2 protein-coding genes and 1 pseudogene are annotated in these 9,677 nt (G+C 46.0%); all 3 read right to left on the reverse strand.

Annotated elements, in window-relative coordinates:
* Positions 1-82: 82 nt before the first annotated feature.
* Positions 83-316 carry a hypothetical protein gene (locus A5295_RS05035; protein ID WP_004106418.1) on the reverse strand — a complete coding sequence of 78 codons (234 nt, stop codon included), beginning with the start codon at positions 314-316 and terminating at the stop codon, positions 83-85.
* Positions 317-397: 81 nt separating this feature from the next.
* Positions 398-3,586 carry a bifunctional [glutamine synthetase] adenylyltransferase/[glutamine synthetase]-adenylyl-L-tyrosine phosphorylase gene (locus A5295_RS05040; protein ID WP_064621968.1) on the reverse strand — a complete coding sequence of 1,063 codons (3,189 nt, stop codon included), beginning with the start codon at positions 3,584-3,586 and terminating at the stop codon, positions 398-400.
* A 296-nt stretch (positions 3,587-3,882) separates the two neighbouring features.
* Positions 3,883-9,677: pseudogene (locus A5295_RS05045) on the reverse strand (peptidase); the annotation flags it as partial.

Genomic DNA, 9,677 nt, shown 5'->3' on the forward strand with positions numbered 1-9,677 from the left:
AGATGTGTATAAGAGACAGAGTCTCTTATATTTTTTAAATCAGTTTCTGCATCTTGAGTAACAAGAATATTAAAAGAACTCATTACAAGCCCTTTTCTAACTCAGCAAAAACATCCGCATATGGGCGCGCTAAACCAGAAACTGACTGCTTATAACTATGCATAAGTTTTGCAGCAAAATCAGTAGATAATAATTCGTCATTTTCTTCTAAATTTTCACTACTGACTGCTTGTTTTATAGGTGCAGAAACATCAGCATAAAAAACTGAAGAATTAGCTCTTTCTTTTACATCATTACTTATTACTGCATTTTTCATTAAAAATCACCTCCCGTTTTGTAATTATAACCTAAAACAAATAATGCAACAATAAACGCAAAGTGACTAAAGATGAAATGATTAGCGGCCGTAGAAAAGACGAGACATGATTTCGCGGCACTGACGCATAGTTGCTAGAAGATCGTTTTCAAAAACGCGGCCCTGATTCGGCTCGTATCCAAGGTAAGTGGCGATTCCACCCAAAGAATACGAGTCAGTTGGAATAATATCTGCGCGAGCCATTGATCCAGACCACAAGAAGTTTGCGTTGCGCACTGCAGAACACATATGCCAGCAGCGGCTTAAAACTTCAGCATCCTCGTCGCTTATAAAATGCTCAGATTGCAATGCTTTCAACGCTTGCATAGTTCCAACTACTCGTAAAGATTTATGCTTTGAAGCATATTGCAATTGCATCAATTGCACAGTCCACTCAACATCGCTTAAACCGCCGCGACCAAGCTTCAAATGCCTGTCCCTACTAACTCCTCGAGGTAAACGCTCCGCTTCCATGCGAGCTTTAAGCTTACGAATTTCAGCAAGCTGAGATTCACTAAGAGGATTTGCAGCGTAACGCAATTCGTTTACAACTCCGTTAAGCAAAGCATCAGCCAACTCCTTAGAACCTGCAGCAAAACGCGCTCGCAACAACGCTTGATGCTCCCAAGTGCTAGCCCATTGACGATAATACTTTTCGCAAGATTCTAGCGAACGAACAAGCGGACCGTCTTTTCCTTCCGGACGCAAATCCAAATCGACCATGATTTTTGGTTCAAGTGTAAGAGGACCTTGCAAAATATTACGCAAAATATCTACAGTTTTTTGCGCAAAGCGGTGAGCTGCGTTTAAATCGCAATCTTCACCAACCGGCTTGTAAATTACCATAATATCTGCGTCAGAACAGAAGTTTACTTCTCTACCACCGTAGCGACCTAAAGCAATAATAGCAATTTCAGCTTGAGGAGCATTCAAATTCATGACTGACACAGCTTCACGCATAGACCATTGCAAAGTCGCATCTAAAATAGCATCAAACACGTCACTCATTGCAAGCATAGAAGTATCGTCATCAATAAGACCACACATCCAAGCTAAAGCTACTCGCTCAATTTCCTGCCTGCGAAGAGCGCGCAAAGACTGCGCAAAATCCGCAATATTACTTGCATAACGCGCAACCATTGCACTAGTTTGCATGTCGAGACTTGCCCTATCGCGCGCAGATAACGCTTCGTCGTCACCAAGCCAAGTAATAGACTGCATAGACTGCATCATAGCGTCGCCAAGATAGCGCGAATCCGCCAAAACGTGGCAAAGACGCTGAGCTGCGGAAGGAGAATCACGCAAAAAACCAAGATACGTGCTCTTTCCGCCAAAACGCTCAGCAAGACGCCGCCACGCAAGCAAACCCATATCCGGATTCTGCCCGTCGCCAAGCCACTTCAACACCGCCGGAAGCAAAATTCTATGAATTTTAGCAGCTCTAGAAAGCCCCTCCGTAAGTGCTTCAACATGCAACTGTGCTGCGCGAGCATCCGCAAAACCAATAGAAGCAAAGCGCGCACGAGCAGCCTCCGGCGAAAGCACAATAGGATCCGCATCCGTTTGAGCGTTAATAGGAAGCATCGGACGGTAGTAAATATCCTTATGCAAGTGCCGAATTTCACGACGAGCTTTATCAAAACGCGCAACTAACTCTTCCGGACGAAGCCTCACAGCACGAGCAAGGCGGCAAATCTGCTCATTGTTGTTAAGCTGCTCTGTAGAAATTGTGCGCGCACGATCCAAGCCGCCGTTTCCTTGCGCACCCAAATCTGGGAACAAATGCGTGCGATGCATACTCCACATTTGCTGACGATGCTCAAGAACACGCTCAAAGCGGTAGTGTTCTGCCAAAAGCGCAGCCTGAGACCTAGAGACGTAGCCACCTTGAGCCAACGCTTGCAAAGCGGAAATAGTATCCCTTACTCGAAGCGACTCATCCTCACTTCCGTGCACAAGCTGCAGCATTTGCACAGTAAACTCAACATCACGCAAGCCACCGCGGCCAAGCTTCATGTCTAAATCGCGTTGAGAAGCCGGAATAAGCGACTCCACACGCTGACGCATATGCTGGCAGTCAGCTACAAAATGCTCACGACCAGAAGCCTTCCAAATAAACGGCTCGACCATATCGCGATAAGCTTTTCCAAGATCCGCATCCCCTGCTGCAGGGCGCGACTTCAAAAGCGCCTGAAACTCCCAGCTGCTCGCCCACTTTTCGTAATATTCCCTATGAGAATCAAGCCTACGAACAAGAGGACCATCCTTACCTTCCGGGCGAAGCGCAGTATCAATCTGCCAAAGCGGAGGCTCCACAGAGCCCATAACCACCGACTGGCATACTTTTTGCAAAACCATTGCCATAGAAGCACCAACGCGCAAGGAAGCATCCTGGTTCTGCTTGTTGCTTAAATCCGCAGGCTCCACAACATAAATCAAATCGATATCGGAAACGTAGTTAATTTCTTGCGCACCAAGCTTACCCATAGCAATAATCGCAAATCTGCATGCGGAAGAACCAGTAACCTGTCCTCGCGAAATAGACAACGCTGCCTCTAGAACAGCATCGGCAGCATCGGAAAGCTTACGACTAATATCTGGCTGCACTTCAACAGGGTCAGCGCTCGCTAAATCAGCTGCCATAATTGCAGCAACATGCTCACGGTAGCGCGCACGAAGCGCAGAAACTGCTTGTGCAAAGCCGAGTGATGTTAAATAAATTGTGTTGGAATCGCTGCTTTCAGAAGAAACAACTGTTGCAGTATACGCTTGTATTGCTTCGAGTAGGTCTTTTACGCGTTCTTCCCTAGTCATTGCAAAAAGATGATTCGGGTCGTTTGCAGCGGCTTTTATAAGATTAGGTCTTGTGTGCATAAGCATTGCCAACGCGTTAGACGCACCTAATACTTGCATTAGGCTTGTTAATGAGTCAGATACTTGCGAATTTGAAGTTGAAATATTATTTATTATTTCGGGGTATGCTTCACTTAAATCTTGCAATGAAAGCAATGCAGAATCTGGATCTTCAACTGTAAGCGCGCTTCTTAGTAGTGTTTCAAAAGATATTTTATTGCAGTTTTTACATATTGCTATCATTGCGCAACGTGCGGCATCCGGGCGAGAAAAACCGGCTTTAATAAGGCTTCTTGAGGTGAGAGCGGAAGAGTTTGTGCTGCTTTCGTTGCAGTTGGTTTCAGTAGTTGCACTATCTGTTCTGTTCGCACTTTCCATACCGCAACTTTACATTGTGGTGGTGTACAAGGCGAATTGCGTATAAGATGTGTGCATTACTAGCGCAGATTGCATACTGCGCGCGTAACTTACCTCACGTTCGGAGCGTTTGAGGATACATTTCGCTCCAAACGTGGGGAACATACCTCACGTTTGGAGAGTTTAGGGTTGCGTAGAGCTCCAAACGCGGAAAACATATCTCACATTTGGAGCGTTTAGTTTAGTGCAGCAGCGAGAAAAAATCCCTCGCGGATTATCGGAAGATAACCTGCGAGGGATTTTAGTTACGCGATAGACTACTCGTTAGAGTGCTTACGACGGCGAGAAGCTACGCCAGCAGCACCAAGACCGGAGAAGATTGCAGCAAGACTTGCAAACAAGCCAGTTGCAGCACCCGTCTTAGCAAGACCACTAGCATTAGCAGAAGCATTACGCCACGCAGCCTTAGCGTTCTTAAGATTCCTCAAAGCGGCATCAACCTGAGTCTGAGTAGCATTCTTATCAGCAAGCACACGCTTAGCCTCAGCCAAAGCACTCACATAAGCTCTAGCAGCAGCAGTATTCGCCTTAGACGCAGCAGAAGAATCTGCTTCAGAATTATTAACCTCAACTCTCAAAGCAGTCTTATCAACCGAAGCACTCTGAGAATCACTAGCATCAGCATCATAGCCGCTACCGCTTCCAACACCACTGCCTATGCCAAACGGGTGATTAATCTTATACTTAGCCGCCTGAAGCTTCTTCAAAGCCGCGTCAACCTCAGCCTGAGTAGCATTCGGATCCTTAAGCACACTGTTAGCCTCAGCCAAAGCCTTGTTATAGGCGTCAATATCCTCAGTCATTCCAATCATAAAGAATACAGAATCACGGAACTTAGCATCAGCATCTGCTTCTGTTTTCAGCTTGGAAGAATCAGTCTTGTAATCATCGGCAATCTTCTTCTTGGCGGCTTGGAGATCCTTTAGAGCATCGTCAAGTTGCTTTTGAGTTGGGACTTTAGTACCATCTGGAAGATCAGTCTTTGGCTTTCCAGTAGTGCGATCAAACTTATCAAGAAGATCCTTGGCAGCCTTGAGCTTCTTGTTATAGTCGTCAAGAGCTTTCTTAGCAGCGTCATCACCCTTAGCAGTCGCATTCTTGAACTCTGGAGTATTCTCGAACACGTCGGTTCTGGTGTCAGTATCTCCGCCCTTCGACTTATCAACTTCTTCTTGCAAGTCATGCGGGCTGGTGACGTAGTTCTTAGTAATCTTATCCTTAATTTCCTTCAGATTCTTAAGAGCCTCGTCAACTTCTTGCTGAGTTGGGAGTTGCTTTCCAGCTGGAATGTTGGCTTTTGGATTGCCACTCTCGTCGAATAGATCAAGAAGTTCATTGGCTTTCGCTAAAGCGTCATTGTACGCTTGTATGTCTGCGTTATCCTTGCTGTCAGCACCCTTCTTGGCAAGAGCATTCTGGTACTCGGTAGACTTTTCGAACTTCTCGGTGTCTGGCTTAGCTCCGCCGTCGTCCTTAAGCTCTTTCGTTTCTTTCTTAAGAGCGTCGACTTTGGTCTTGAAGTTGTCGTCGATATCCTTCTTGGCCTTCTTCAAAGCCGCAAGAGCATCATCAACCTGCTTCTGAGTTGGACGATCTTCTGGCTTTGCGTTTGGATCAGGATTCTTGACCTTTTCAATAAGCTCGTTTGCTTTAGCAAGCTTCTCGGCATAAGCTTTAAGCTTTTCCGTTGCAGTAGCGTCACCAGCGTTCTTCTTTTCAAGCGCATTCTTGTACTCAACCGACGCCTCGAATGGAGGTGTTACAGGTTGACCCTGTGCGTCCTTATCGCCGACTTCGTTTTCAAGAAGCTTTGCATCAGTCTTGTAGTTGTTAGCAATCTTGTCTTGAGCTGCTTGCAGTTTCTTTAGCAAGTTGTTTACAGACTTCTGAGTTGCTGTCTTCTTCCAGTTATCATCATTAAGCTTCTGCTTGATTTGATTGAGAACATTCTCGAAGCCAGTGTCTTTGCCAGTTTCACCCAAGTCATTTGTAGCACCTGGATCACCAGCAGTCTTCTTAGCAAGAGCATTCTTGTACTCAGGCGTCTTCTTGAAGCCATCATCTGCAAAGTCTTTGGCAGAAGTCAACGCTTCAAAATTCGTCTTGTAGTTGTCAGTAATTTGCTTCTTAGCTGCAGTAAGAGCATCGAACGCATCGTTAATCTGCTGTTGCGTTGGACGTTCGCTGTTCTTCTTGTTTGTATCCTTTGCATCACTTACTAACTTGCGAGCATTTGCAAGAGCATTCTTGTAAGCAGTAACGTCTGCATTTTCATTACCATCGCTTGTCTTAGCTTGAGCATTCTTGAACTCTGGAGTAGCTTCAAAGTCGCCTTCAGTAACAGCAGGAGCATGTTCAGCAGTAGACTTGTTAATTTCTGTCTCAAGACCAGTAGTAACAGTCTTATAGTTATCCTCAAGCTTCTTGCGAGCTTCGTCAAGAGTCTTCAGTGCGTCGTCGATTTCTTTTTGAGTTGGCTGCGCGTCTAGTGGCGTGTCTTTATCATCATGCTTCTTCAAAAGCTCCTGAGCTTTTGTTAAAGCTTCATCATACTCCTTCTTAGCCGCTTTGGCATCATCATTTTTCTTAGTATCAGGCTTGCCATCAGCAGTTAAGAAGTGAGGATCAGACGCATTGCGATACGCATCAGAAGTTTGCGTGCCTTCCGTAGGCGCAGGACCCTCTGTAGAACCGTGCTTTTTTACGCTTTCCGCAAGCTTGGTGGTGTCGGTGTTGTACTTGTCAAGCTCTTTGCGAGCGTCGTCAAGCTTCTTCAACGCATCATTGACTTCCTTTTGCGTAGCATCAGGCTTCTTGAGCAAGTCTTTGGCTTCGTTGAGTGCTTTGCCGTAGGCATCTGCTGCCGCTTTAGCAGCAGCGTTCTTGGCATCATCCGGTCCCGAGCCATCAGGCTTTTGGAAGCTTGGCTGCGACGCGTTCTTAAACGCAGGGCTTGGATGAGTGGTTGCGTCCTCGTTAATCGACTTAATCAGCTCGTCGGTCTTAGTCGCAAACTTATCCAGCGCCTTCGCTGCTTCGTTCATTTCCTTAAGGATTGTGTCAACATCCCTGTTCAGCGGCTCACCGTTTTTGTGCGCCTGAATGTCTTTCAGGTAGTCCTTATCGTTAGGGTCGCCATCTTCCTTTGGGATAATGTTATCAGGAATATCATGACCATTTGCTTGATCCTTCGGAAGCGTGTTAGTAAGCGCAGCTGTTAGTTTCGCTGCTGCCTTTTCATACGCTTCCTTAGCCTTTTTAGCAGCTTCTACCTTAGCTTTTTCTTCTTCACTAGGATTTTGCTTTTCGGCAAGTTCTTTCAAATTCGCGTAGGCTGGGCTGTGTTGTATTGCAAAGTCATTAAGCGCAGCAGCCGAAAGTCTGCTGGTGTCGGTTGCGTAGGTGTCAATAATCTTGCGAGCAGCGATTAGCTGCTCTTTAACCGCATCAACCTTTTTCTGATCTACGGTGCTCCCAGGCTTATTTAATTCATCCATCAAGTCTTTTGCAGCGTGATAAGCGTCGTTATAGGCTTTGAAGTCTTTCTTAGCCTGCTCGTCGCCTGCTTGCGCTTTATCAAACGCGTTGAAGTAGGCTGGCATCAAATAACCGCTGAAGTTGTCCGCAATAGCTTTACCAAGATCGGTTTTATCGGTAGAGTATTTGTCGGCATGAAGTGCTGCTTCAGCGTCTTCAAGCGCTTTCTTAGCGTCCTCAACGTCTTTCTTGGTAGCGTTTTTGTCTGCGAGGACGTCTTTAGCTTTCTTTAGCGCGTTGTCATAATTTGTGACAGCTTGCTGAGCAGCAGAATCGTTAGTCTTAGCCTTAGCGTTCTTGTAGAACACACTTTGCTTGGTAGCATCGTTTGGATCAGGATTATCGAAGCTCTTTTGCACCGCAGCGGCAAGAGGAGCCTTGTCGGTTGCGTTGGCATCAAGCGCTGCCTTAGCTTTCTTAAGATCATCAATAGCCTTGTTTACTTCTTTTTGAGAAGCGTTTGGATCCTTGGAGACCTTATCTGCTTCTGCTACAGCGTCGTCGTAGGCTTTGCGCTCTGTCTCGTTAGAGTTCTGGTAAGTTGGGTCGGCGGTCTTAAGCTTCTCGTCGCCTCGCTTAGACGCATCGCCCGTGTTCACCTTACCATGCTGAGCGATGGCATTATTCAACTCATCCTTGTTGGTGGTAAAGTCGTTAAGCTTTTCGCGCGCAGCATCAAGCTTAGCCTTAGCGTCGTCAACAGCCTTCTGCGTGGCGTTCTTGTCTTCCTTTACCTTATTAGCTTCCTCAAGAGCCTTGTCGTAATCTGTCTTTGCCTTCTTAGCAGCTTCGTTTCTGTCCTTATCATCAGAACCGTCTGCCTTCTTGAAGTCAGGGTCGCTTACGTTCTTGAACTGGTTCGTTGCTTGTGTACCAGTTGCGGCAGTACTACCTTCAGCGGCCTTGCCGTTGGCTTCAATCGAGGCGTTCAGCCCGTCCTTGTTGGTGTCAGGACCATCAAGCTCGGCGCGTGCCTTATTAAGGTTAATCGTAGCGTTATCGATTTGCGCCTTCTGCTCTTCGGTAAGGTCTTTTTCTTGCTTGTCCTTAACAGTTGCAAGCAAGTCTGTTGCAGTCTTTAATGCCTTTTCATATGCCTCTTTCTTATCAGCAGACGCGTTGTAATACTTCGACTGTGTTGGAACATCCTTGCCCTCAACGTTTTCGGTCTTGTGCTCGCCAATCGAATCCGAAAGGTCTTTCGTCTTATGATTCGTCTGCGGCACAAAGATAACGTTAATTGCTTTTGCTGTATTGCCTGGATTGCGGCCTTGCTCCAGATAAACATGCTTATAGTATGTCATTGCCTACGGCTCAACAAACAGACGCGCCTTGAAAATCTTGTCCTTTTTGCCAGCTACCGTTACAGAGCCAGCCTCTGTATCCCATGAATACGAACCAGCTATTGATAAATTATCACCGAGGTCTACGTCAGAATTAGAAACTTTCTGATTCCCAGACCAATAAGCGCCACCCATATTGCCAAGCGTAAGCTCGCCCGTTGGCTCGCCATCTTTATTAAGCGCATAGTTCATGTGCGACTTGCGCGAATGAGTACTTGTACCTTCATAGGCAAGCGTCTCGCCGCCTGTAAGGTCGCGCAAACCAGACTTTGGATCCTTTGGTTTAGCTTTCAGCAAACCAAGAATCTTTGTTGTATCAAATTCTTCTGCTTTAGTTGGATCGTAACGGTAGATAATAGTGGTCTTCTGATCATTACTCCAAGAAATACCTTCGTCGGTATCGCGACCATCAATCTTGGTTTTAGTCCAAGTAACGTCGTAATCCTTGCGGATGTCTGGAAGCTTGGTGAGCTTGCTCTCTTTTACATTAGATGTAAACTCAGCAACTGACTTGTCAGTCTTGATCTTAACGGTAATCTTGTTTTCCGCCTGACCATTAGAGATACCCTTATTAGCATCACCAGATGCAGTAAGATCGCCAGTAAGGTACGAAAGCGAAATCTGATCTGTGCTGGTAAGACCAAGCTCTTTATTGCCTTTATTAGCTTCAAAAATAGCTGTTTTAATTCGGTCAAGTTCGGCATTGGAGTAGCCAAGTGGATTAGCAACAAAGACTGCCTTATCGCCAGTTGGAACAGTAACATCCTTTTCTTCAAGCTTCTTCAACACAAGGTCACGCAAAGCAATCTTAGGAACGTCCTTTTCATCAACACCATCAAAGTGGATTACAGCTTCGCCTTTGTCGTTGATACTTACCTTGTCTTGGGCAACATTGTTAAGCGCCGCAAGTTTTTTGATGATGTCGGTTTTTACTTCTTGCGAAACGTTAGTTGGATCTTCAACAGTTGGCTTGTCGATACGCGTGTCGTAGCGCGCAACCGTAAGCGGAATAGCTTGCGACTTAAAGCCCAAATCCGTAACCATATAGGTGTTAAGCGTCTTCGCGCCAGCTACGTAAGTCTTATCCGTTGCGCCTTGAGCTGAGGTTTCCTTATTAATAGCCTCAAATGCAGTCTTGTCGTAAGCACCATCAGCTTTTACGTTAATATTTT

Origin of the sequence: Gardnerella sp. 26-12 (genome assembly GCF_001660745.1) — a bacterium.
Taxonomy (GTDB): Bacteria; Actinomycetota; Actinomycetes; order Actinomycetales; family Bifidobacteriaceae; genus Bifidobacterium; species Bifidobacterium swidsinskii.

Bases quoted from the DNA above. Each gene is read 5' to 3' on its own strand.
- A5295_RS05035 (WP_004106418.1), bottom strand. From the start codon at position 316: ATGAAAAATGCAGTAATAAGTAATGATGTAAAAGAAAGAGCTAATTCT.
- A5295_RS05040 (WP_064621968.1), bottom strand. From the start codon at position 3,586: ATGGAAAGTGCGAACAGAACAGATAGTGCAACTACTGAAACCAACTGC.